Here is a 23,261-nt window from a genome sequence, read left to right on the forward strand (position 1 = left end):
CCAGCCGCCTTGCGTCGGCTTGCGGGGGCGGAAGAATCTTCAACGCAAACGGATGACGGGCCGGAAAAACGCCCCTAAAGTCCCACTATTGTGCCGACGATCCATGCCCTTGCGAATCCCGCGCGTTTCCTGGTGATCGCTCGTCCGCTGACCGGGATTTGCCTGGGCCTGGGGCTGTTGCTGGTCCTGATCGGGGCCTGGGCGGGGCTCACCCGGACACCGCCCGATTATCTTCAGGGGGAGACGGTGCGGATCCTCTATATCCATGTCCCGGCTGCCTGGCTGGCGATGGGCGGATGGAGCGGGATCGCGATGGCCAGCCTGTCGCTGATCGTCTGGCGGCACCCGCTGGCGCAGGTGGCGGCGCGCGCCATCGCCTGGCCGGGGGCGGTGTTCGCCGGGCTGTGCCTGCTGACGGGATCGATCTGGGGACGGCCGACCTGGGGCACCTGGTGGCAATGGGACGGGCGGCTGACGTCCATGTTGCTGCTGTTCTTCGTCTATCTGGGCTATATCGCGCTCGCCCGGGCGGACGCGGATCGCGGTGGGGACGGCCGGATACCGGCGCTCTACGGATTGGCGGGCACCGCGCTGTTGCCGGTCATCCGCTATTCGGTCGTCTGGTGGAACACGCTGCACCAGGGCCAGTCGATCGGGCTGACCGGATCGAGCATCGCGGGGTCGCTGCTCTGGCCGCTGCCGATCATGCTGGGCGGCTTCACCCTGTTGTTCGCGGCGATCGTGCTGATGCGGATGCGCACCTTGCTCGCGCTGGCCAAGGCCGAGGCGCGGATGCGGCGGATGGCGCGGGCATGAACCAGTGGGCGTTCGTCGCCGCCGCCTATGCGGTCATGCTGGGCGGTACCGGCCTGGTGCTGGCGATCAGCTATGCGGCGATGAAGCGCGCCGAGAAATGACTCCCAAATCCCAACGTCTCACGCTGGTGCTGCTGGCGCTGGCCGCGATCGTCGCGGCCGTGTTGCTCGCCATGTCGGCGATGAAAGATCAGGCGGCCTTTTTCTACACCCCCTCCGACGCGAAGGCGCAGGGCTTGCCGCTGGGGCGGGCCGTGCGGCTGGGCGGGATGGTCCAGGCCGGGTCGGTCCACCGCGCGCCCGACGGCGTGACGGTGCGGTTCGTCGTGACCGATGGCAAGGCGACGACGCCCGTCACCTTCGCCGGGATCACGCCCGATCTGTTCCGCGAAAAATCGGGTGTGGTGGCGGAGGGGCAGTTTCAGCCCGATGGCCGGTTCGTGGCGACCAATTTGCTGGCCAAGCATGACGAGAAATATATGCCGCCCGAAATGGCGGGCACCATGCACGAGAGCCGGAGCCTGAAGCCATGATCGCGGAGGCCGGACTCGCCTCGCTCTGGCTGTCGGCGATGCTCGCGGGGCTGCAACTGCTGCTGGGCGTACTGGGCCTGCGCCGCCGCGATGCGGCGGGCGCGCAGGCGATGGCCGCGATCGGCCCGGTCGCGATCGTGCAGGGCGGGCTGGTCGTCCTTGCCATGGCGGCGCTGATCGGGGTGTTCCTGGACACCGACCTGTCGGTCAGGCTGGTCGCGGAGAACAGCCATTCGGCCAAGCCCTGGATCTATAAATTCGCTGGGGCCTGGGGCAATCATGAAGGCTCGATGTTGCTCTGGGTGACGATCCTTGGCGCGGGCGGCGCGCTGGTCGCGTGGAAGGAGCGCGCGCTGGACCGGGCGACCCATGTCGCGACGCTGGCGGCGCAAGGCGCGATCGCGCTGGGCTTCTATGCGTTTCTCCTTTTCGCCTCCAATCCGTTCGCCCGGTTGAATCCCGCGCCGGTCGAGGGGCAGGGGCTGAACCCGCTGTTGCAGGACCCCGGCCTCGCCTTCCATCCGCCGACGCTCTACGCGGGCTATGTCGGGTTGTCGGTCGCCTTTTCCTTCGCGGTCGGCGCGCTGGTGACGGGGCAGGTCGGGCCGGCCTTCGCCCGGGCGATGCGCCCCTGGGTGCTGGGCGCCTGGGTGTTCCTCACCATCGGCATCACGGCGGGCTCCTATTGGGCCTATTATGAGCTGGGCTGGGGCGGCTGGTGGTTCTGGGACCCGGTCGAGAATGCCTCGCTGATGCCCTGGCTGGCGGCGACGGCGCTGCTGCATTCGGTCAATGTGCTGGCGGCGCGCGACGGGCTGCGCGCCTGGACGGTGATGCTGGCGGTGGTGGCCTTTTCCATGTCGATGATCGGCACCTTCCTCGTCCGTTCGGGCATCCTGACCAGCGTCCATGCCTTTGCCGTCGACCCGCGACGCGGCGCGTTCATCCTGGGATTGCTGGGCCTGTATATCGGCGGCGCGCTGGCATTGTTCGGCGCGCGGATCGGGCAGGTCCGCGCGGGGCGCAATTTCGCGTTCGTCAGCCGCGAGGGCGGGCTGGTCATCAACAACCTGCTGCTCTCGGTGATCCTGGGCATCGTGCTGATCGGCACGCTCTACCCGCTGGTCGCGGCGGGGTTCGGCGTGCGGTTGTCGGTCGGGCCGCCCTTCTTCCACACGGCGGCTGGGCCGATCGCGCTGGCGCTGGTCGCGGTCATGGCGGTCGGGCCCAGCCTGCGCTGGCGACGGGACGATGCCGAGGCGGTGCTGGTCCGCATGCTGTGGCCGATGGTCGCGGCGGCGGGGACCTTTGCACTGGTGCTGACGCTGAGCGGCGGGATGGACGTCCTGCCGCTGCTCGGCCTGTCCTTCGGCGTCGGGCTGGTCGTCGCCAGCGTGCTGCCGGTCGCGCGGCGCAACTGGCGGCGCACGCCGCTGCCTATCTGGGGCATGGTCGTTGCCCATGCCGGGATCGGGGTCAGCATGATCGGCATGGCCTGCGACAGCGCCTTCACCGCCGAACGTCTGGTCGCGCTCTATCCGGGGCAGGCGACGATCGTGGGCCCGTGGCGCGTCCAGTTGAACCGCATCTACCCCAATGTCGGTCCCAATTGGTCGGCGCTGGAGGCGCGTCTGACCGCCACGCGCGACGGCGATAGCGCCAGCCTGCGCCCGCAACAGCGTTTCTTCACCGATCCGCCCACCACCACCAGCGAAAGCGCCATCGCCACCCGTTGGAATGGCCAGCTCTACACGGTGCTGGGACAGCAGGATGCGGCGACCGGCCGCTGGCAGTTGCGGTTGTGGTGGAAGCCGTTCGTGACGCTGATCTGGCTGGGCGGCGCGCTGATCGCGCTGGGCGGCGCGCTGGCGCTGGTCGGCCGCTGGTGGAAGGAATGGACGAAGCGGCGGCGGGAGGCCCTTTGGGGATGAGAAGTCGGGGATGAGACGCTGGTTGATCTGGACGCCGCTCGCGCTGTTCGGCGTGTTGTTCGCGGTGGTCGCCGCCGGATTGATGCGGCCGGGCGACACCACCGTGCATTCCACGCTGGTCGACAAGCCGCTGCCCGCCTTTCGCCTCGACCCGATGGTGGCGGGCAAGCCGGGGCTGGCGAGCGGCGATTTCGGCCGGGGGCAGCCGCGCCTCCTCAACATCTTCGCGAGCTGGTGTATTCCATGCATCGCCGAAGCGCCGCAGTTGATGCAGCTCAAGGTGCGCGGCGTGACGATCGATGCCATCGCCATTCACGACAAAAGCCCGGCCATTGCGGGCTTTTTACGGCGCAACGGCGACCCATACCGCGCGATCGGCGATGACCGGCAGAGCCGCGTCCAGATGTCGCTCGGTTCGTCGGGCGTGCCCGAGACCTTCCTGATCGACGGGCGTGGGCGGATCGTGCGGCAATATATCGGCGATATCCGCCCCGAGCAGGTCGACGAGATCGCCCGCGACGTGGCCGCCGCACGATGAGTCTGCTGCTCGCGATCGCGCTGGCCGCCGGAACGGCTGCGCCCGATTACGGCAATACGCAATTGCCCGACGCCCGGGCGGAAGCGCGCGCGCGCGCGCTGATGGGCGAACTGCGCTGTGTGGTGTGCCAGGGCCAGTCGATCGCCGACAGCGACGCCGACATGGCCGCCGACATGCGCGCGCTGGTGCGCCAGCGTATCGCGCGCGGGGACAGCCCGGCCGCTATTCGTGCCTGGCTGATCGAACGCTATGGCGATTATGTCAGCTATGACCCGCCGCTGTCGGCGGCGACGGCGTTGCTGTGGGCGACCCCGATCCTGTTGCTTGCGATCGGCGGGTGGATCGCGCGGTCCAGTTTCGGCAAGCGGCGCTGATGGGCTGGCTGATCCTCCTGCTGCTCATCGCGCTGGCGATCGGGCTGGCCGTGCGTCTGGGGCTGCCGCGTCCGCTCTGGACCATGATGGGCGCGGCGCTGGCGCTGGGCGGGGTCGGCTATGCGTGGCAGGGGTGGCCGGGCCTGCCCGCCAGCGCGCCCGCGCCGCGCCCCGACCCCCGCGTCGACGATGAGGACATGCGCGAACTGCGCGGCCAGTTGATGGGCCGGTTCGGCGGCGAGGCGGCGATGTTCACCGCCGCCGACGCGCTGGCCCGATCGGGGGACAAGCGCACCGCCGTGCGGATCATGCTGGCGGCGGTCGGCGGCAAGCCCGACAGCGTCGCCTATTGGACCGAACTGGGCAATCTCCTGTTCGCGCATGACGGCTATCAGATGTCGCCCGCCGCGCAATTCGCCTTTCGCCGGGCGCGAACCCTGGGCCCGAGAGACCCCGCGCCCTTTTTCTTCGAGGGGATGGCGCAGATACGCGCGGGAGACGTCATGAAGGCGCGGACCCTGTGGCGGCTGGCGCTGCAGCGGACGCCGGCCGACGCGCCCTATCGGGCGGCGATTGCGCAGCGGGTGATGCTGCTCGACCGCGCGATCGGGATGATGGGCCAATAGGGGTTTCCCCTTGGCATCTTTCGTAACGCGGTGATTCGCGCTGGTCGATCCGTCGACCGGGCGAAGTCGCGTGATGCGGCTTCGCCCGGCACGACCGGAGGCGGCTCAGCCCGCCCAGGCCTCGAGCGGCAGGTCGAGCGCTTCGGCGACCGCGGCGTGACGGATCTTGCCATCCGAGACGTTCAGGCCGTTGGCGAGATGCGGATCGGCCTTCATCGCGGCGTCCGCGCCCATGTTGGCGAGCTTGACCGCGAAAGGCAGCGTCGCGTTGTTGAGCGCGAAGGTCGAGGTGCGCGCGACCGCGCCCGGCATGTTGGCGACGCAATAATGGATCACGCCGTCGATCTCGAACACCGGGTCCTGGTGGGTGGTCGCATGGCTGGTCTCGAAACAACCGCCCTGGTCGATCGCGATGTCGACCATCACCGATCCACGCTTCATCGTCTTCAGCATGTCGCGGGTGACGAGCTTGGGGGCCGCCGCGCCGGGGACCAGCACCGCGCCGATGACGAGATGGGCGTTCTTCACCGCCGCCGCGATCGCCGCCTTGGAGGCATAGGCGGTCTTGATCTGGCTGGAGAAGAACATGTCCAGCTCGGCGAGGCGGTCGTTGTTGATGTCATAGATGGTGACGTCGGCGCGCAGGCCCACCGCCATCTGCGCCGCGTTCACGCCCGACACGCCGCCGCCCAGGATCGCGACCTTGGCCGGCGCGACACCGGGTACGCCGCCGAGCAGGATACCACGGCCGCCCTGCTGCTTTTCCAGATAATGCGCGCCGACCTGCACCGCCATGCGGCCCGCGACTTCCGACATCGGCTTGAGCAGCGGCACGCCGCCACGCGGGCTGGTGACGGTTTCATAGGCGATGCAGGTCGCGCCCGACTGCATCAATCCCTCGGCCTGCGGCTTGTCGGCGGCGAGGTGGAGATAGGTGAAGAGCAGGTGATGCGGGCGCAGCATCGCGACCTCGCCCGGCTGCGGCTCCTTGACCTTCACGATCATCTCGGCCTGGTCGAACACCTCTGCGGCGGTGGCGACGATGCGCGCGCCCGCGTCGATATAGTCCTGATCCTCGAAATCGATGCCGCCACCGGCTTTCGTTTCGACGATGACCTCATGACCGGCCGCGACCAGTTCGGCCACCGAGGGCGGGGTCAGGCCGACGCGATATTCGTGGTTCTTGATTTCCTTTGGGACACCGACGCGCATGATGATCTCTCCTTATATATCGTCTCTATCGTCACGATGATCGTAGCGCCGATCGACTGGGAGAGGTGTGCAAAGCTTTCCCGAAACATCGTATAATTCGCGATTTTCTTGCGTGTTTCGAGGGTGTATCGGGATGGAATGTCCGACGCGATCGACCGCCGCATTCTGGCCCAACTGGTCCGCGACTCCGATCTGACCAGCGCGGCGCTGGGCGAGAAGGTCGGGCTGTCCGCCAGCGCCGCGCATCGCCGCGTGGCGCAACTGCGCGAGGCCGGGGTGATTACCGGCTATCGCGCGATCCTGAGCCACGAGGCGCGGGGACGGCCATCGATCGTGATGGTCAACGTCACGCTGAAGGACCAGCGGCACGAGACCATGGCGGCGTTCGAGCGCGAAATCCTGCGCTGTCCCGAGATCGTGGAATGTTTCCTGATGAGCGGCGAGGCGGATTACATGATCCAGGTCGAGGTGCGTCGCGACGACAGTTACGAGCGTATCCATCGCGAGACGCTGGCGCGCCTACCGGGCGTGACCCGGCTGGCGTCGCATTTCGTGATTCGCGAGGTGGTGCGGCGGTCCTGACGCCGCCGGCGGCATCATGGCCCGCGTGCCGGGGGCCGGGCAGAGGCGGACGCTTCCAACGGAGGCCATCACCCGATAGGGATCGGCCATGGTAAAGCCGGCTTCCTTCCCCCGCATCCTCCGTTCCACCCTCGTCGCGCTGGCGATCGCATGGACCCCCGCCGCCGCGTTCGCCGATGCGTTGATCGACAATGTGGCCGGGCGGACGCTGGACAAGGACGGCAAGGTCGTCCGGTTCACCGGCCTGTTGCTGACCCCCGATGGCAAGGTCGTCCGGCTGCTCGGCCCCAAGGACAAGCGTCCCGACAAGCTCGACTGGCGCGCGGATATGAAGGGGCGGGTGCTGCTGCCCGGTTTCGTCGATTCGCACGGCCATCTGATGGGGCTGGGCTTTCGCCTGCTCGAACTCGATTTGTCCCCCACCCGGTCGCTCGACGAGGCCAAGGCGCGGATCGCGGCCTATGCGGCGGCCAATCCCGATCGCAAATGGGTGCTGGGCGGCGGCTGGAACCAGGAGGCCTGGGGGCTGGGGCGCTTCCCGACCGCGGCCGATCTGGATGCCGTCGTGTCCGATCGCCCGGCCGTGATGGAGCGTGCCGACGGCCATTCGCTCTGGGCCAACAGCGCGGCGATGAAGGCGGCTGGCATCACCGCCCGCACGATCGCCCCGGCCGGGGGGCGGATCGAGAAGGTGGGCGGGCAGCCTTCGGGCGTATTCGTCGATGCCGCCATGGCGCTGATCCAGAAGGCGGTGCCCCAGCCGCTGGCCAAGGATCGCAACACCGCCTTTCTGAAGGCGCAGAATGCATTGCTGAGCCATGGCATCACGGCGACCACCGATATGGGCACCTCGCTGGACGAATGGATGACCTATCGCCGGATGGGCGATGCGGGGAATATCCGCATCCGTATCCTGAGCTATGGCGGCGGCGTCGAGGATAGCGTGCGGATCGGCGGCACCGGGCCGACCCAGTGGCTCTACAACAACCGGCTCCGGCTGGTCGGGGTCAAGCTCTATGCCGACGGCGCGCTGGGGTCGCGCGGGGCCTGGTTGAAGCAACCCTATGCCGATGCGCCGGGCCAGAGCGGGCTGGGCTTCCTGTCGGACGATGTGATCCGCAACCTGATGAGCCGCGCGGCGATGGACAAATATCAGGTCGCCGTCCACGCCATCGGCGACCGCGCCAATGCCCAGGTGCTGGACGCGATCGACGAACTCGCCGAGACTTACAAGGGTGATCGCCGCTGGCGGATCGAACATGCGCAGATCGTCGATCCGGCGGATCTGCCGCGATTCGGCCGGCACGGCATCATCGCGTCGATGCAGCCGGTGCATGAGACATCCGACCGGATCATGGCTGAGGCGCGGCTCGGCCCGGCGCGGCTGGCCGGGGCCTATGCCTGGAATTCGATGCTGAAGAACGGTGCGACGCTGGCCTTCGGGTCCGACTATCCGGTCGAAAGCCCCGATCCCTTCGCGGGATGGGCCGCCGCGATCACCCGCCAGGGCCCCGACAGCCAGCCCTATGGCGGGTGGCAGCCGCAGGAGATCATCGGGCGCGAGGCGGCGTGGCGCGCCTATACCATGGACGGCGCCTATGCCGCCTTTGCCGAGGACATGTTCGGCCGACTGGGACAGGGACAGCAGGCCGATTTCATCATCGTCGATCGCGATCCGCTGGAATCCAGCCCGACCGACCTGCGGGCGACGAAGGTGGAAGAGACGTGGATCGGCGGGCAGAAGGTCTGGGACCGGCGCTGATCGCGGGCATCGTCCCAAAGTTGACCATGATGCGGCCCAGATAATAGCGGAACCTATGCGTGGTTCGGTGTAGTTATACCGTCATGAATCATCGTCTGCTGCTTGCCGGGCTGGTCGCGGCCGCCTTGCCGTCTGTCGCCATGGCCTCGCCCGTGGTGGGAATCGATGCGCTGAAGGAATGGAATCTGATCGTCCTGGGCGATCTGAACTCCAGTTCGGAGGTGGAGGGACGGACCTTTGTCGGCGGAAATCTGAGCGGCAATTCGTCCAACTATCAGATCCGCACCCCTGCGGCGTCCAACTATGCCGTGCCGGGCCTGACCGTGGTGGGCGACGTGCTGGGCGGGGCCAAAAACCTGAACAATGGTTCGGGCGCACTGGTCGGCGGCAATGTGCAGGGCGGCTTCAACCTGAATGGCGGGGTGCAGACGGTGAAGGTCGGCGGCACGCTGTCCAACACCAATATCAACCAGAATATCGTGCAGGCGGGGCTGGGGACGAGCGATCCCGGTTTCGTGTCCGGGCTCAACCTGCAGAAGAGCCTGCTGGCGAGCAGCATGGTCGATCTGTCCAACGGCTATGCCGCGCTGACCGCCACCGCCGCGGTCGGCATCGCCAACAACCGCGCGACCTTCAACGCCGTTCCCAATGCCGATGGCGTGGCGGTGTTCAACCTGAAGGCGTCCGACCTGTCGCGGTTCGGTGAGATCGCGTTCAACCGCAACGGCGCGGATACGGTGATCGTCAACGTGTCCGGCACCTCGGTGCGGCTGGACGACAATTTCCTGGGCAATGCCACCGGGCTGGGCGAGCATGTCATCTGGAATTTCCCCGAGGCGACCGACCTGCGCCTGACCACCGCCTGGAAAGGCTCGGTCCTGGCCCCCAAGGCGGCGGCGGTAACGGGCAATTATATCGAGGGATCGGCGGTGTTCGGCAGCCTGATCCAGAATGGCGAATTCCATCTGGGCACCTATGTCGGCGTCTATGTCCCGAACGGGACGGGCGGCCCCAGCAGTTCGGGCGGGAGCAGTTCGGGGGGAAGCGGCGGAGGCGGTTCGCCCACGCCCGTGCCGGAGCCCGCGAGCCTGGCACTGCTGATGACCGGGCTGGGCCTCTTCGCGTTCATCGCCCGGCGGCGGAGGCGGGTGGCCGCCTGATACCTGGCTGCCTGACGGGCGGCCATCTTGAGGCTGGATACAATGAAAAGGGCTGGCCCGCGGTTGCGAGCCAGCCCTTTTGAATCGGAACCGGACGGCCTATCAGGCGACGGCGGCCTGTGCCTCCTGACCGACCTCATCCGGCTCGCGCAGCACATAGCCGCGGCCCCAGACGGTCTCGATATAATTCTCGCCGTCACAGGCCAGGCTCAGCTTCTTGCGCAGCTTGCAGATAAAGACGTCGATGATCTTCAGTTCCGGCTCGTCCATCCCGCCATAGAGATGGTTCAGGAACATTTCCTTGGTCAGCGTGGTGCCCTTGCGGAGCGAGAGCAGCTCCAGCATGGCATATTCCTTGCCGGTCAGGTGGACGCGGGCATTGTCGACCTCGACCGTCTTGGCGTCCAGATTGACCGCCAGCTTGCCGGTGCGGATGATCGACTGCGAATGGCCCTTGGAGCGGCGGACGACGGCGTGGATGCGCGCGACCAGTTCCTCGCGGTGGAACGGCTTGGTGACATAGTCATCGGCCCCGAAACCGAAGCTGCGCACCTTGGAGTCCATCTCGTTGATCCCCGACAGGATCAGCACGGGGGTGGCGACACGGGCGACGCGGAGCCGCTTCAACACGTCATAGCCGTGCATGTCGGGCAGGTTCAGGTCGAGCAGGATGATATCGTAATCATACAACTTGCCGAGATCGAGGCCTTCTTCGCCCAGGTCGGTGGTGTAGACGTTGAAACCCTCGCTGCCGAGCATCAACTCGATGGCCTTGGCGGTCGTAGGTTCGTCTTCGATCAGCAATACGCGCATCGATAGTCCCCATTTGCGAGCAATCGCCCTGCTTGGTGCCCCCCGGCGATCTGGTATTCGATTCATTAACCAATGCGGGTATGAACGCAAAAGGTTAATTCGATCCTAAACCGGATTAATCTTCGGTGGACTTGAGCCGCGCATTGGCGGCGAGCAACGTCTGGTGCGCGGCCCGCGGGATATCCTCGCCCAGCACTTCGCGCAGATACAGGCTGCGGATCAGGGTAAACAGCACGACCAGCAGCGCGGCGGAGAAGAACAGGCCGAACAGGCCGAAGATGGTGCCGATGCCGATGATCGCGAACAGGGTGATCGCGGGCGGGATCGCCACGACGCGGCTGGTGACGAAGGGGGTGATCGCGTTGGTCTGGATCAGGCGGACGATCGCGAAGGTGATGAGCGTGCCGATCACCGCGCCATTGCCGCCCTGCACCGCCAGCCCCAGCGCAGGCAGCATCGCGGCGATCGGCCCGACATAGGGCACGAACTCGCTGAGCCCGGTCAGCAGGCCCAGCGCCGCCGGCGAGGGCACGCCCGCGATCGCCAACCCGACGCCGACCAGCACGCCCATCGTCGTCATCTGGATCAACTGCGCGCGCAGCCACAGCCGCAGGGTCGAGCCGGTGTCGAACAGCGCATCCTCCATGGCGGGGCGCATCGATCGCGGGACGAGGAGCAGGAAGCCGCGTTCATAGACCTTCGGATCGGCGGCGAAGAACAGCGCCCCGACCAGAAGCAGCAGGCAATTGAGGATGAACTCGCCCGCGCCCGACACGATGCCGCCGATATCCTGCGCCACCCGGCTGCCCGCATAGGAGGCGCGGACGGCATCGACGATCTTGTCCCCCACCGGCGATTGCGAGGCCCAGCGCGCCAGCTGGTCGAGCAGGATCGGCAACTGGGTGACCAGGGTGTTGAGCTGCTGGCGAAAGGCGACGCCGAACAGCCAGGCGAGAAAGCCCAGCAGCGCCAGCAGGGTCGCGATCGCCAGGGTCAGCGATCGCTTCGGCCCGACCCGCAGGTGATCGGCATAGAGATCGGCGACGGCGTGGATGACGATCGCGCCCAGGATCGAACCGAAGGCGAGGATCAGCAGATTGCCCGCGCGCAACAGCGCGGCGGTGACCGCCAGGATCAGCAGGGTCATGACGATCCGCCGGATGAAGCGGCTATCGTCCTGATCGGGGCGCAGGCGGTTCATGCGACGGCGTCCTTCGCCTGGCCGACCATGGCGCACGGATCGCGCACCCGGTCGACAAGCCAGGCGATCAGCGCCTCGACCCGCGCGGGGCGCAGGCGGCTGGGCGGGGTCAGCAGGTGCAGGCCGGTGGCCGGCGGCGCCCAGTCGGTCAGGATCTCGGTCACGCGCCCGCTGTCCAGATATGGACCGATGATGAAGCCGGGCAGCCGCGCGATGCCCAGATCGGCGAGCACGGCGGGCACCAGCGCGTCGCCGCTATTGGCGGTCAGCGGGCCTTGTGCGCGCACCGACACCTCGGCGCCGTCCGACCGGCGGAAGCGCCACGGCCCGACGATATTGGCATAGCCGAGCAGTCGATGCTCGCCGAGTTCATTGGGATGGGTCGGCCGACCATGATCGGCCAGATAGCGCGGCGAGGCGACGACATGCGTCGAAATCCCGCACAGTCGCCGCGCGCGCAGCGAGCTGTCGGGCAGGTCGGCGATGCGCAGCGCGATGTCATAGCCTTCCGCCACGATGTCGACCCGCGCGTCGGACAAGTGCAACTCGATCTCGATGCCCGGATGCAGGACCAGGAAATCGGCGATCAGCGGGGCGATGTTGGTGTTGCCGAAGGACATGGGCGCGGCCAGCCGGATGCGCCCCGCGGGCGCGCTGGCGGCGTCGCGCGCGGCTTCCTCGGCGGCGCGGGCCTCGGCCAGGATGCGCGCGGCATGATCCGCCAGCGGCTTGCCCGCCTCGGTCAGCGCCAGACGGCGCGAGGTGCGGTGGAACAGCGACTGGTTGAGCTGGGCCTCCAGCCGGGTGATCGCCTTGGACACGGTGGCCTTGGACAGGCCGATCGCGTCGGCGGCGGCGCTGAACGAGCGATGCTCGACCACGGCGGCGAAGATCGCCCAGGCTTCCAGATCCGGCAGACGCATCGACACCCCCCTTGGCACCCCTCCGGGCCCGTGCGCGACCTTGTGGCGGTCGGCCTGGCGCTACAATGAACGTGGAAACGATCGGTTTCCAGCGTTTCCGTTTACGCGACCATAATCCGCCCTATCTTGGCACCAACACAAGGAGACGCCCCATGACCACGACCATGATCGAAAATGGTATCGAGCGGCGCAGCTTCGACAGTCTTGGCCATGCCAATCATGGCTGGCTCGATGCGCGCCATCATTTCTCTTTCGCCAATTATTATGATCCCGCCCGCATGGGCTGGGGCGCGATCCGCGTCTGGAACGATGATGTCATCGCCCCGAACGCCGGTTTCCCGCCGCACCCGCATGCCGACATGGAGATCATCACCTATGTCCGCACCGGCGCGATCACCCATCAGGATTCGATGGGCAATGTCGGCCGCACGGCGGCGGGCGACGTGCAGGTGATGAGCGCGGGGTCGGGCGTGCGCCACGCCGAATATAATCTGGAGGCCGAGCCGACCACGCTCTTCCAGATCTGGATCGAACCGCGCAGCCGTGGCGGCCAGCCGAGCTGGGGGGCGAAGCCGTTTCCCAAGGGCGAGCGCTCCGGCCGGTTCGTCACGCTGGCCAGCGGGTTCGAGCAGGATGGCGACGCGCTGCGCATCCGCGCCGATGCCCGTGTGCTGGGCGCGACGCTGCGCGCCGGGGAAAGCGTGACCCATGAGGTGGGCGAGGGGCGTCATGTCTATCTCGTCCCCGCCACGGGACGGATCGAAATCGACGGTGTGCCGTTCGCGGCACGCGACGGTGCGGCGCTTTCGGCCACCGAAGCAGGTGGCCGGTCCGTGACCATCACCGCGATCGAGGATGCCGAGATCGTATTGGTCGACGCCGAGTAAGTTCAACCTGTTTGCCAAGGGAGTATGTGACATGGCCAAGGTTCTGGTCCTTTATTATTCGTCTTATGGTCATATCGAGCAGATGGCCGACGCGATCGCCGAGGGCGCGCGTTCGGCCGGGGCCGAGGTGGACATCCGCCGCGTCGCCGAAACCGCGCCCGACGCGGTGGTGAAGGCCGCCGGTTTCAAGACCGACACCGCGCATCCCGAGATCGAGGGGCCCGATGCGCTGATGAACTATGACGCGATCGTCGTCGGCACGCCGACCCGCTATGGCCGGATGGCGAGCCAGATGGCGGCCTTCTGGGACACCACGGGCGGCGTGTGGATGAAGGGCGGCCTGGTCGGCAAGGTCGGCGGTGCCTTCACCTCGACTGCCAGCCAGCATGGCGGGCAGGAGACGACGCTGTTCTCGGTCCTGACCAACCTGATCCATCACGGCATGACGATCGTCGGCCTGGACTATGGCTTCCAGGGCCAGATGGGCGTGAAGGAAGTCCATGGCGGCACGCCTTACGGCGCGTCGACGCTGGCGGACGGCGATGGCAGCCGCCAGCCGAGCCAGGTCGATCTGGACGGCGCCCGCTATCAGGGCAAGCGCATCGCCGAGACGGCCGCCAAGCTGTTCGGATGAGGCAGGAGCGGGGGTGCCGGACGACGGTGCCCCCGCTTTTCGCGGGGGCGTGACGGGCCGCTATCGCCGCTTCCGCTTTTTCCCGGCCGGGGCCGCGGGCTGGACCGGGACCGGCGGCTGGCCGGTCAATAGGACCTTCAGCGGATCGCGCACCCCCGGATTCGCCGGGAAGCGCGCGCGTGCCCGGGCGAACACGGCCCGCGCCTGCGCCGCGCCGGGCGCATTCGGGCTGGTGCCGACCCAGCGCCAATGCCACGGCTCCCATTTCACATGCTGCCGGTTGCCGGCGGGAAAGCTCATTTCGAACCCATAGCGCGGCGCGTTCGCCATCAGCCAGCGCGCGGCGGGCAGCGCGGCCATGCACCCCTCGGCATCGGGACAACCATGCGCGGGGCGAACCGCGAAGTCGATCGCATAGCCGGTCGCATGTTCGCTATGCCCGGCGGGGGCGACCGAAATGGCGCGTTCGGCGGCGGAGATGTTGCGTTCGCGACAGAAGACATTGTGTTGCCGGGCGACTGCACGGTGGCAGGACAGTCCGCGCAACTCGCCCCCCACCGCCGGATCGCGCCGTGCCGCATCGAGCAGCCGTTCCAGATCGGGCAGCATCGCCCGGTTGAGCTGGCAATAGGGTTTCAGCCCGAAGCCCGGCGGCGCGGGCACGATCTCGCCCGGCGGCGCGTCGCCATAGGCGAAATGCCCGGCGACTCGTCCATCAGGGCCCGGCGGCGGCAGCGATCCGCCACAGGACTGCGCTTGAGCCATGAGGGGCGTCGCGGCGATGGCCAGCAGCGCGGCGCACCGGAACAGGGGGACAAGAACGGTCGGCATGACGCGCGCGCCTCTGGCATGTCGACGCGCGCGGTGGCAAGGGAGCGCGATGCACGGAGATCGCGTACTATTCATCGACGGCGAGGCGCTGGTGATCGACAAACCGGCGGGCCTGCCCGTCGATCGACCCCGCGACGGGTCGATCAGTCTTGAAAACCATATGGAATCGCTGAAATTCGGGTTCAAGCGCTGGCCGCAGGCGGTGCATCGGCTGGACCGTGACACCAGCGGATGCCTGTTGCTGTCGCGCAATCCCAAGGCCCATGCCCGGTTCCAGCAGGCGTTCGAGGCCGGGTTGGTCCAGAAACGCTATCTGGCGGTGCTGGACGGCGTGGTGGAAGGCAAGGGGATGATCGACCTGGCGCTTGCAAAGGTCTCGACTCGTGAGACCGGCTGGCGGATCGTCGCCGACCCGGCGGGCAAGGCCGCGCGCACCGCCTGGCGCGCGCTGCGCCACGAAGGCGGGCGGACGCTGGTCGAGTTCCGCCCCGAAACCGGGCGCACGCATCAGATTCGCGTTCATGCCGCGACCGGCCTGGGCGCGCCGGTCATCGGTGATCCGGTCTATGGCCGGTCGGATGCGGGCGGCATGCTGCTCCACGCCGCCAGCCTGACCGTCCCGCGCGGGGATGCCAAGGACCCGATCACGGCGGAGGCGCCGATTCCCGAACGCTTCGGCGCGTTCGCGCGATAGCGCGGCTACGGCGATGGCGCTGATCCCCGTCACCCGCGCCATCGCGATCGACGAGCGGGAGGTCGTCGAAAGCTTCACCCGTGCCTCCGGGCCGGGGGGGCAGCATGTGAACACGACCGACAGCGCGGTGCTGCTGCGCTTCGACGTGGCCGGGTCGCCCAATCTGCCCGAGATGGTGAAGGACCGGCTGGCCGTGCTGGCCGGGAGCCGGCTGACCAGGGACGGCGTGCTGACCCTGCGTGCCGACGCCAGCCGATCGCAGGAGATGAACCGGCGCGAGGTGCGCGAACGGCTGGTCGAATTGATCCGCGAGGCGACGATCGTCCCCAAGAAGCGCCGCCCGACCAAGCCCACCCGCGCGTCCCAGACGCGCCGGGTCGATGCGAAGAAGGGCCGCAGCGCGGTGAAGGCCGGACGCGGGAAGGTGCGGTTCGACTGACGCCCGCCGGGCGCCATCGCGCGGTGCAGGCGGAGGATGTGCGGCAGGATGACGGACCCGGCTCGACGGGCGATGGGCGGGCGTTTCGCCGATCGGGGCCCGATCGGGGGATGACGGGGCGGTCCGCCGCGCCTACATCGGCCGGCATGTATCAGTTCGACATCGCCGCCGGATCGAAGGCGGAGCTTTACCGCGATCTTCATGCCGCGCTCGACGCATTGACGGCGGGGGAGGCGGATGCGGTCGCCAATATGGCCAATGCCTCGGCGCTGATCTGGCAGTATCTGCCCGATCTCAACTGGGCCGGTTTCTACCGCATGGTGGCGGACGAACTGGTGCTGGGGCCGTTTCAGGGCAAGGCGGCCTGTATCCGCATCCCGGTCGGCAAGGGCGTGTGCGGCAGCGCCGTCGCCACCGGCGAGACCCAGCGCGTCGCTGATGTCCATGCTTTTCCCGGCCATATCGCCTGCGACGCGGCGAGCCGATCGGAACTGGTCGTGCCGATCGTCCATGACGGCCATGTTCTGGGTGTCCTCGACCTCGACAGCCCGGCGCCCGGCCGCTTCGATGCGGAGGATCAGGCGGGATGCGAGGCATTGATGACGCTGCTCGCGCCCCGGCTGGCGGCGATGCTGGCCTGATCCTGATTCGGGACGGACCGCGCCGCTATCGGCGCGGGCGTCCGGGTGATACAAAATCCGTGGTGGCCAATGCGCGTGGAGAGACGCCATGGCCTTTTGAACACGGGAAAATCATCACGCCATGCGGATCGTCTCGCCCCTGATCGCCCTTAGCCTCGTGACCGGTGTTGCGACGCCCGCCCTCGCGCAGTCGCGCGCTGGCGCCAGCTATCCCCGTCCGGCGATCGACACCGCCCCGCCGAGCATGGACCGCCCCGTGGTCACCACCCGGACGGTCGGTGACGCGCGGGCCGCATCGCAGCGCTGGGGCAGCAGGGTCGATGGCCGCTGGTGGGGTGGGGCCAATGCCCCCGGTGGCTGGACCGCCTATCGCCGTCCGGTGCGCGGTACGGCCCTGCCCGGCTATTGGAGCGGATCGCGCTTCGCGGTCGAGGATTGGGCCGCCTATCGCCTGCCACAGCCGCCCGCCGGCTATCGCTGGTCGCGCTATTATGACGATGCGGTGCTGATCGATTCGCGCGGCACGGTCTATGACAGCGTGTATGACGTGGAGTGGGATGGCCCGGCCACGCCCCGCTATGCCGGGGCGGGCTATCCGCCGCCGCCGCCACGGCCCGAGCGTCGCGACTCCGGCCTGGGCGGCGCGGCCATGGGGGCGGTGGCGGGCGGCGTCGCGGGGGGCGCGATCGCCGGGCGCGGGGACCGGCTCGGCGGCGCGCTGATCGGTGCGGGCGTGGGCGCAGCGGCGGGCTATGCGATCGACCGTGCCGAGGATCGCCGTCGCCATATGGAGCCGGGATATGACGATTATGGGCGGCCCGACTATGGCTATCCCGGCGATTATCCGGCCCCGCCGCCACCGCCCCCCGCCACCGGTCAACGCTGGGTGACGCGGGATGGCTCGACGGTGACGACGACCACCACCGTCGGGACGCTGGCGTCAGGACAATCGGGCTATTTCGACGGGGGTTATTATTATCCCGCTCCCACAGTGACCACGGTTGTGGTACAACAGCCCCCGGTTACGACGACAACGACGACCAGCACGACTCAAGTGGTGCGTTCCGCCCCACGCCGCGGCCCGGTTCGCGGCAAGCGTGTTCGTCGCTAAAGCGCTCCCCCAGGGGGGATTTCGACCTGAGAGACGCCGGGTCGAATATTGGGATGCCGCCCCGCCTTACTCCCTCGGGGCGGCATCCTTCCCATAATCCGGGGGGCGCGCTGATCGGCACCTGTCGCTTGCGTGGATCAGCGCCCGCCACTCGCGCGGATCAGCGCCCGCCAAAGGTGACGAGGCTCTCCGCGCCATTGGCTCCCACCGCCGACACGCCGACGAAATAGTCATCCACCGGCACCTGCGGCAGCACGGTCCTGGTCCCGGTCACATCGCGCGACTGGGTCCAGTCCGCCTGGTCGTTGCGCCGCCAGTGGACGCGATAGCGGACCGCGCCGGGGACGGCGGGCCATTCCACCTGCGTATCGCGGGACAGCGCGCCGCTGCTCGTCACCATGTCGGGGGCGGGCGGCGCGGCGGCGAGCCGGGCGAGCGTCGCGATGTTGATCGCCGTCACCTTCGCCAGATAGGGAAAGTCCATCTTGTCGATCGTGTCGCCATAGGCGACCGCGCCGTCCTTGCGCAGATCCTGATGCTGCGCGTCCCAATCCTCATTGGCGACCGAGAAGCGTATGGCCGGATAGCCGAGCTTCAGAAAAGGCTCGTGATCGCCGCCCCGGCCAAAGCGATCGGGCCGCCGGTCGACGAACACGGCCAGTCCGCCCAGCCTGTCGGCGATGCCATGGACGGCCTTGGCCAGCGCGCGGCTGGGCCCGTCATCCTCGCCGCCATTGCCGCGCCGCTGCATCTGGCCGGCCAGGTCTTCGGAGGCGCGAATCCCCTCTGAAAAGACGCGGACCCAGCGCGCCTCGCGCACGCCGCCCTGGCCGACCGTGTTGCCGACGATGTCGTTGTTGAGCATCGCGGATACGCGCCACTGCCGCGCCCGGGCGGTATCGGCGAGCAGGGTCGCGCCCCACAGCCCCTGTTCCTCGCCCGAGAAGATGGCATAGACGATGGTGGCGTCGAACTGCTGCCGGGACAGGTGGCGCGCGGCCTCCAGCACCAGCGCCACGCCCGAGGCATCGTCATTGGCGCCCGGCGCGTCGGATGTCGCGTCCATCACGTCGGTCACGCGGCTGTCGATATGCGCGCCGACAATGACGACGCGATTCGGGTCGCGCCCTCGCTGAATGCCCAGCACATCCTCGACCATCACCCCGTTCGGCGCGCGTGGGCCGGTGAAGCGGCGATTGATCCGCTCGACGCGGAGGCAGCCATCGCATCCCTTCGCGATCGTCTCGAACTGCGCGGCGGCCCAGTCGCGGGCGGCTCCGATGCCGCGTCGGGGGTCGGTGGTGGTCGACAGGGTGTGACGCGTGCCGAAGCCGACCAGCGCTTCCACATCGGCCTTCAAGCGGGTGGGGGAGGGGGCGGCCGCGGGCGTGGCGGCGGCGAGAAGCAGGGGAAGGATCATCGCCTCAGACTGGCCGAGCGGAAAAGACGAGGCAAGGGGCGGCTCCCATGTCCGAAGCGGTCCCGCCCGAGGTTTGGAGGGCATCCGAGGACGGCATCCCCGCATGGGCGTGGCCGATGTCGCGTCAACTCAACCGATCGATCGCCTCCGGCGTCAGCGAGCCCGGCACGATCATCACCGGGACCGGCAGCGCGCCCGCATCGGTGCCCGAGAAATGGCTGACCAGCTTGCCCGGCGCGCCGCTCGCCGCCGCGCCCAGGACCAGCGCGGCGATGTCGGGATTGGCGGCGATCATCTCGCGGATCACCTTGGGGCCGTCGCCGCCGCGCACGGTGATCGACGGGCGCAGCCCCGATTCGTCGAGCAATGTTCCGGCGGCGCTGGCGACCAGCGCCTCGGCCTGTTGCCGTGCCTCGTCCTCGATCGTCGCCTGCACGCCGCCGAATGCGATGAATTCCTGGGGTGGCAGCAGGGTGAGAATCTCGACGCCGCCGCCCGTCTTGACCGCGCGCCGCGCGGCGAAGCGCAGGGCGATGCGGGCTTCGGGACTGTCATCGATCACGACGAGATAGATACGCATGGTTCCCCCCTTAATCGCCCGAAAGGATGCCGTTACATCGTATTTCGTGCAAGGCCATGACTTGACCGGGCGCAATTCGGGCGCAAGAGACGGGCCGCTACGGAATTCGTTTGCCCGAGAGGTCCTCCATGTCGATCGAGATCAAGATGCCTGCGCTGTCGCCGACCATGGAGGAGGGCACGCTGGCCAAGTGGCTGGTGAAGGAGGGCGACACCGTGAAGTCCGGCGATATCATGGCCGAGATCGAAACGGACAAGGCCACGATGGAATTCGAGGCCGTCGATGAAGGCGTGATCGCCAGGATCCTGGTGTCGGAGGGTTCCGACAATGTGAAGGTCGGGACCGTCATCGCGATCCTGGCCGAGGAAGGCGAGGATGCGTCGGCGATCCAGGCACCGTCCAAGTCGGACGCACCCGCTCCTGCGCCCGCACCCGCCGAACCGACCGCTTCGCCCGCGCCCGGCACGACGGCCCCTGAAGTGCGGCCCGCCGATTCGGGCAGCCGGACGGGTGGCGCGGGCGCCTCGGGCGGGCGGGCGATCGCCAGCCCGCTGGCGCGCCGCATCGCGTCGCAAAAGGGGCTCGACCTGTCGACGCTGACCGGCTCCGGCCCGAACGGCCGCATCGTGAAGGCCGATGTCGAGAATGCGCAGCCGGGTCAGGCCAAGGCCGCGCCCGCCGCCGCCGCGTCGGCCCCGGTCGAAACCGCGTCGGTCTCCGCGCCCAAGCCCGCGCAGGTGCCGGATATCCCGTACGAAGCGTCGAAGCTGTCCAACATGCGCAAGACGATCGCGCGCCGCCTGACCGAATCCAAGCAGCAGGTGCCGCACATCTATCTGACGGTGGATGTGCGCCTCGATGCGCTGCTCAAGCTGCGCGGCGAACTGAACGCCGGTCTCGAATCGCGCGGCGTCAAGCTGTCGGTCAACGACATGCTCATCAAGGCGCTGGGCGTCGCGCTGATGGCGGTGCCCAAGTGCAACGTCATGTTCACGCCCGACCAGCTCATCAGCTTCAAGCGCGCCGACATCTCGGTCGCGGTGTCGACCCCGGCGGGGCTGATCACCCCGATCGTGTCGGAGGCGGATACGCGCTCGCTGTCCTCCATCTCGACCACGATGAAGGACCTGGCCACACGCGCGCGCGACAACAAGCTGCAGCCGCATGAATTCCAGGGCGGCACGGCCTCCATCTCGAACATGGGCATGTTCGGCATCAAGCAGTTCGAGGCGGTCATCAACCCGCCGCAGGGCATGATCCTGGCGATCGGCGCGGGCGAGAAGCGGCCGTACATCGTCGACGACCAGCTTGGCGTCGCGACCGTCATGTCGGCGACCGGCAGCTTCGATCACCGCGCGATCGACGGGGCCGATGGCGCCGAGCTGATGAAGGTGTTCAAGGAGCTGGTCGAGCGCCCGCTGGCGATGCTGGCCTGATCCAAACGGGCGCGCGGTCCATGCGGACGCTGATCGAGTTGTTCTACATCATCCTCGGACTGGGGGTGGCGCTGGTCATGACCTGGGCCGCCGCCTGGGCCTATCCGCTGGCGCGGACCGAAATCTGGTGGTGCGGGGCGGCGGCGATGCTGGCGACGGTGGTGATGGGCATCGGACCGCTCCACCGCGCGCATATCGCCGACCGTCTGGCGCGGAGGCACGCCGAGTCATGACCACGCTCCCCGACCTGAACCCCACGATCCGCGTCACTGCCATGCCGGGCGATGCCAATCCCTATGGCGACATCTTCGGCGGCTGGCTGATGGGCCAGATGGATCTCGCGGCGGGCTCGGTGGCGTCGCGCCACTCGGGCGGCCGGGCGGTGACCATCGCGGTCGAGGGTATGAAGTTCCACGCCCCCGTCCTCGTCGGGGACGAGGTGTCGGTTTATGCCCAGCTCGTCCGCGTCGGCACCACGTCGATGTCGATCGAGGTCGAGGCCTGGCGCCGCGCCCGCCATATGGAGGACGCGACCAGGGTGACCCAGGCGCGCTTCGTGTTCGTCGCGACCGACAAGGATCGCAAGCCTCGCCCGGTTCCACCGATGGCTCCGGGCCAGGACTGACTGACATTTACTCGGGGTCGCACCCCACGCACCGCCAAGGCGCGCGTTCAGAAGGAAGAGCAAAGTGGCTGACACTTACGACCTTATCGTCCTCGGCTCCGGCCCCGGTGGCTATGTCGCGGCGATCCGCGCGAGCCAGCTTGGCCTGAAGGTCGCGATCGTCGAGCGCGAGCGGCTGGGCGGCATCTGCCTCAACTGGGGCTGTATCCCGACCAAGGCGCTGCTGCGCTCGGCCGAGGTCTATCACTATATGACCCATGCCGCGCAATACGGCCTGTCGGTCGAGAAGCCCTCGTTCAGCCTCGACAAGGTGGTCGATCGGAGTCGCAAGGTCGCGGGCCAGCTCAATGCGGGCGTCAAGGGGCTGATGAAGAAGAACAAGGTCGCCGTCCATGAGGGCGTCGGCACGATCACCGGAAAGGGCAGGCTGTCGGTCATCCAGGGCGACAAGACCACCGAGCTGACCGCCAAGCACATCATCGTTGCCACCGGCGCCCGCGCCCGCGACCTGCCCTTCGCCAAGACGGATGGCGAGCGCATCTGGACCTATCGCCATGCGATGGTGCCGCCCGCCATGCCGACCAAGCTGCTGGTCATCGGATCGGGCGCGATCGGTGTCGAGTTCGCCAGCTTCTACAACGACATGGGCGCGGAAGTGACCATCGTCGAGATGCTCGACCGGATCATGCCGGTCGAGGACGTCGAAGTCAGCGACTTCATGACCAAGCAGCTGACCAAGTTCGGCATGACCATCAAGACCAAGACCGGTCTGGAAAAGCTGGAAGCCACGGCGTCGGGCGTGAAGGCCGCGATGAAGGGGCCCGACGGCAAGGTCGAGACCGCCGAGTTCAGCCATGCGATCGTCGCCATCGGCATCGTCCCCAACACCGAGAATATCGGTCTGGAGACGCTGGGCGTCACGACCGATCGCGGCCACATCAAGACCGACGGCTATGGCCGCACCAATGTCGACGGCATCTGGGCGATCGGCGACGTGACCGGCGCGCCGTGGCTGGCACACAAGGCGAGCCATGAGGGCGTGATCGCCGCCGAAGCCATCGCGCAGGCGCTGGGCAACAAGGATGTCCACCCGCATGCGATGGACAAGGGCAATATCCCGGGTTGCACCTATTCGCGTCCGCAGGTCGCGTCGGTCGGCCTGACCGAGGCGAAGGCCAAGGACGCCGGATATGAGGTGAAGGTCGGCAAGTTCCCCTTCATCGGCAACGGCAAGGCGATCGCGCTGGGCGAGGCGGAAGGTTTCGTGAAGACGGTGTTCGACGCCAGGACCGGCGAATTGCTGGGCGCGCACATGGTCGGCGCGGAAGTGACCGAGATGATCCAGGGCTATGTCGTCGCCCGCCAGCTCGAGACGACCGAGGCCGAGCTGATGGAAACGGTGTTCGCGCACCCGACCATCTCGGAATCGATGCACGAATCGGTGCTGGCCGCTTACGGGCGTGCGATCCACATCTGATCGGACCGTCCGGTCG

The 23,261-nt window shown here is 67.9% G+C and carries 26 protein-coding genes; 19 read left to right on the forward strand and 7 right to left on the reverse strand.

The features are described from left to right. Positions 1–90: 90 nt before the first annotated feature. The 6 genes from ccmC (at position 91) to RN629_RS04300 (ending at position 4,817) form a co-directional block, all read left to right on the forward strand. Positions 91–816 carry a heme ABC transporter permease CcmC gene (gene ccmC / locus RN629_RS04275; protein WP_407034033.1) on the forward strand — a complete coding sequence of 242 codons (726 nt, stop codon included), beginning with the start codon at positions 91–93 and terminating at the stop codon, positions 814–816. A 97-nt stretch (positions 817–913) separates the two neighbouring features. Continuing rightward, on the forward strand, positions 914–1,348 hold the full coding sequence (gene ccmE / locus RN629_RS04280; protein WP_407034034.1) for a cytochrome c maturation protein CcmE: 435 nt from the start codon (positions 914–916) through the stop codon (positions 1,346–1,348). Next, a complete protein-coding gene (locus tag RN629_RS04285; RefSeq protein ID WP_407034035.1) occupies positions 1,345–3,279 on the forward strand; it encodes a heme lyase CcmF/NrfE family subunit in 1,935 nt (644 codons plus the stop codon). The genes ccmE and RN629_RS04285 overlap by 4 nt, the downstream gene beginning before the upstream one ends. Positions 3,280–3,289: 10 nt before the next feature. After that, the gene (locus RN629_RS04290) at positions 3,290–3,817 is read left to right on the forward strand and encodes a redoxin family protein (RefSeq protein ID WP_407034036.1); all 528 of its coding nucleotides are present in this window, start codon (positions 3,290–3,292) and stop codon (positions 3,815–3,817) included. After that, positions 3,814–4,191, forward strand: a complete 378-nt coding sequence (locus RN629_RS04295) for a cytochrome c-type biogenesis protein (RefSeq protein ID WP_407034037.1) — start codon at positions 3,814–3,816, stop codon at positions 4,189–4,191. Before RN629_RS04290 ends, RN629_RS04295 begins: the two co-directional genes overlap by 4 nt. Next, positions 4,191–4,817 (forward strand): tetratricopeptide repeat protein, encoded by a 627-nt coding sequence (locus tag RN629_RS04300; RefSeq protein WP_407034038.1) that lies wholly within the window; start codon positions 4,191–4,193, stop codon positions 4,815–4,817. Before RN629_RS04295 ends, RN629_RS04300 begins: the two co-directional genes overlap by 1 nt. A gap of 105 nt (positions 4,818–4,922) precedes the next feature. On the opposite strand, the gene ald is transcribed toward RN629_RS04300, so the two are convergent. Further along, positions 4,923–6,029 (reverse strand): alanine dehydrogenase, encoded by a 1,107-nt coding sequence (ald, locus tag RN629_RS04305; protein WP_407034039.1) that lies wholly within the window; start codon positions 6,027–6,029, stop codon positions 4,923–4,925. Between the two features lie 138 nt (positions 6,030–6,167). On the opposite strand from ald, the gene RN629_RS04310 reads away from it, so the two are divergent. The 3 genes from RN629_RS04310 to RN629_RS04320 all read left to right on the forward strand — a co-directional run bounded on the left by RN629_RS04310 (position 6,168) and on the right by RN629_RS04320 (position 9,533). Beyond that, positions 6,168–6,611, forward strand: a complete 444-nt coding sequence (locus RN629_RS04310) for an Lrp/AsnC family transcriptional regulator (protein ID WP_407034040.1) — start codon at positions 6,168–6,170, stop codon at positions 6,609–6,611. A gap of 88 nt (positions 6,612–6,699) precedes the next feature. Further along, on the forward strand, positions 6,700–8,373 hold the full coding sequence (locus tag RN629_RS04315; RefSeq protein WP_407034041.1) for an amidohydrolase: 1,674 nt from the start codon (positions 6,700–6,702) through the stop codon (positions 8,371–8,373). Between the two features lie 83 nt (positions 8,374–8,456). Further along, positions 8,457–9,533 carry a choice-of-anchor A family protein gene (locus RN629_RS04320; protein WP_407034042.1) on the forward strand — a complete coding sequence of 359 codons (1,077 nt, stop codon included), beginning with the start codon at positions 8,457–8,459 and terminating at the stop codon, positions 9,531–9,533. 102 nt (positions 9,534–9,635) lie between these two features. On the opposite strand, the gene ctrA is transcribed toward RN629_RS04320, so the two are convergent. The 3 genes from ctrA to RN629_RS04335 all read right to left on the reverse strand — a co-directional run bounded on the left by ctrA (position 9,636) and on the right by RN629_RS04335 (position 12,470). Continuing rightward, positions 9,636–10,346 (reverse strand): response regulator transcription factor CtrA, encoded by a 711-nt coding sequence (ctrA, locus tag RN629_RS04325; RefSeq protein WP_407034043.1) that lies wholly within the window; start codon positions 10,344–10,346, stop codon positions 9,636–9,638. A gap of 115 nt (positions 10,347–10,461) precedes the next feature. Further along, positions 10,462–11,547, reverse strand: a complete 1,086-nt coding sequence (locus RN629_RS04330) for an AI-2E family transporter (protein WP_407034044.1) — start codon at positions 11,545–11,547, stop codon at positions 10,462–10,464. Beyond that, a complete protein-coding gene (locus tag RN629_RS04335; RefSeq protein ID WP_407034045.1) occupies positions 11,544–12,470 on the reverse strand; it encodes a LysR family transcriptional regulator in 927 nt (308 codons plus the stop codon). The genes RN629_RS04330 and RN629_RS04335 overlap by 4 nt, the downstream gene beginning before the upstream one ends. Before the next feature lie 152 nt (positions 12,471–12,622). Here RN629_RS04335 and RN629_RS04340 point away from each other — a divergent pair, with 152 nt between their 5' ends. Next, positions 12,623–13,357 carry a pirin family protein gene (locus tag RN629_RS04340; RefSeq protein ID WP_407034046.1) on the forward strand — a complete coding sequence of 245 codons (735 nt, stop codon included), beginning with the start codon at positions 12,623–12,625 and terminating at the stop codon, positions 13,355–13,357. 31 nt (positions 13,358–13,388) lie between these two features. Continuing rightward, positions 13,389–13,991, forward strand: a complete 603-nt coding sequence (wrbA, locus tag RN629_RS04345; RefSeq protein WP_407034047.1) for an NAD(P)H:quinone oxidoreductase — start codon at positions 13,389–13,391, stop codon at positions 13,989–13,991. 60 nt (positions 13,992–14,051) lie between these two features. On the opposite strand, the gene RN629_RS04350 is transcribed toward wrbA, so the two are convergent. Then, positions 14,052–14,822: a M15 family metallopeptidase gene (locus tag RN629_RS04350; protein WP_407034048.1), complete on the reverse strand. Its 771-nt coding sequence runs from the start codon at positions 14,820–14,822 to the stop codon at positions 14,052–14,054. 49 nt (positions 14,823–14,871) lie between these two features. On the opposite strand from RN629_RS04350, the gene RN629_RS04355 reads away from it, so the two are divergent. The 4 genes from RN629_RS04355 (at position 14,872) to RN629_RS04370 (ending at position 17,707) form a co-directional block, all read left to right on the forward strand. Then, complete coding sequence (locus tag RN629_RS04355; protein ID WP_407034049.1) at positions 14,872–15,516, forward strand: RluA family pseudouridine synthase; 645 nt, start codon at positions 14,872–14,874, stop codon at positions 15,514–15,516. 13 nt (positions 15,517–15,529) lie between these two features. Next, complete coding sequence (gene arfB / locus RN629_RS04360) at positions 15,530–15,955, forward strand: alternative ribosome rescue aminoacyl-tRNA hydrolase ArfB (RefSeq protein ID WP_407034050.1); 426 nt, start codon at positions 15,530–15,532, stop codon at positions 15,953–15,955. A gap of 146 nt (positions 15,956–16,101) precedes the next feature. Further along, positions 16,102–16,596, forward strand: coding sequence for a GAF domain-containing protein (locus RN629_RS04365; RefSeq protein WP_407034169.1), 495 nt, complete (start codon positions 16,102–16,104; stop codon positions 16,594–16,596). Between the two features lie 121 nt (positions 16,597–16,717). Further along, positions 16,718–17,707 (forward strand): RcnB family protein, encoded by a 990-nt coding sequence (locus RN629_RS04370; RefSeq protein WP_407034051.1) that lies wholly within the window; start codon positions 16,718–16,720, stop codon positions 17,705–17,707. 160 nt (positions 17,708–17,867) lie between these two features. Here RN629_RS04370 and RN629_RS04375 read toward each other — a convergent pair whose 3' ends face one another. Together RN629_RS04375 and RN629_RS04380 are read right to left on the reverse strand one after the other, a co-directional pair. Beyond that, the gene (locus RN629_RS04375; protein ID WP_407034052.1) at positions 17,868–19,127 is read right to left on the reverse strand and encodes a M20/M25/M40 family metallo-hydrolase; all 1,260 of its coding nucleotides are present in this window, start codon (positions 19,125–19,127) and stop codon (positions 17,868–17,870) included. A gap of 124 nt (positions 19,128–19,251) precedes the next feature. Continuing rightward, a complete protein-coding gene (locus RN629_RS04380; RefSeq protein WP_407034053.1) occupies positions 19,252–19,707 on the reverse strand; it encodes a universal stress protein in 456 nt (151 codons plus the stop codon). Positions 19,708–19,835: 128 nt separating this feature from the next. Between RN629_RS04380 and RN629_RS04385 the strand changes: the two genes are divergently transcribed. The 4 genes from RN629_RS04385 (at position 19,836) to lpdA (ending at position 23,245) form a co-directional block, all read left to right on the forward strand. Continuing rightward, entirely contained in the window at positions 19,836–21,143 is a 1,308-nt protein-coding gene (locus RN629_RS04385; RefSeq protein ID WP_407034054.1) for a pyruvate dehydrogenase complex dihydrolipoamide acetyltransferase, read from the forward strand. Between the two features lie 20 nt (positions 21,144–21,163). Beyond that, on the forward strand, positions 21,164–21,376 hold the full coding sequence (locus tag RN629_RS04390) for a hypothetical protein (protein ID WP_407034055.1): 213 nt from the start codon (positions 21,164–21,166) through the stop codon (positions 21,374–21,376). Then, entirely contained in the window at positions 21,373–21,768 is a 396-nt protein-coding gene (locus RN629_RS04395) for an acyl-CoA thioesterase (RefSeq protein WP_407034056.1), read from the forward strand. Before RN629_RS04390 ends, RN629_RS04395 begins: the two co-directional genes overlap by 4 nt. A gap of 64 nt (positions 21,769–21,832) precedes the next feature. After that, positions 21,833–23,245, forward strand: coding sequence for a dihydrolipoyl dehydrogenase (gene lpdA / locus RN629_RS04400; RefSeq protein WP_407034057.1), 1,413 nt, complete (start codon positions 21,833–21,835; stop codon positions 23,243–23,245). Positions 23,246–23,261: the final 16 nt, after the last annotated feature.

The sequence above is a fragment of the Facivitalis istanbulensis genome (assembly GCF_040560405.1).
Lineage (GTDB): Bacteria > Pseudomonadota > Alphaproteobacteria > Sphingomonadales > Sphingomonadaceae > Sphingomonas > Sphingomonas istanbulensis.